The organism is Burkholderia stagnalis (assembly GCF_902830275.1).
Classification (GTDB): Bacteria; Pseudomonadota; Gammaproteobacteria; order Burkholderiales; family Burkholderiaceae; genus Burkholderia; species Burkholderia stagnalis.
In genome coordinates this window covers 1-241 of record NZ_CADESW010000119.1, presented here as the reverse complement: position 1 = coordinate 241, position 241 = coordinate 1, and the positions used below count along the sequence as shown (strand labels likewise).

Annotated in this window: 1 pseudogene; it reads left to right on the top strand. The window is 68.5% G+C overall.

Annotated elements, in window-relative coordinates:
• Window positions 1-241: pseudogene (locus HWY45_RS36500) on the top strand (RpiR family transcriptional regulator); the annotation flags it as partial.

Here is a 241-nt window from a genome sequence, read left to right as displayed (position 1 = left end):
TCGCGCAGCAGATCGCGCCGGGGCGCGCCTACAACCTGCGGCTGCGCGACGTGATCGAGTCGGGTTCGTCGAGCCTGCAGCCCGGGCAGATCGTCGACGAGTTCATCAAGGGCAGCATCGCCGGCTCCCGGCGCGCGTTTCCGATCGCCGTGTACCTCGATTACGCGCTGCAGCACACCGACAAGCGCATCGGGCTGTTCAGCGCGCTCGGCAGCATGCAGCTCGGGCAGATCCGCTCGGT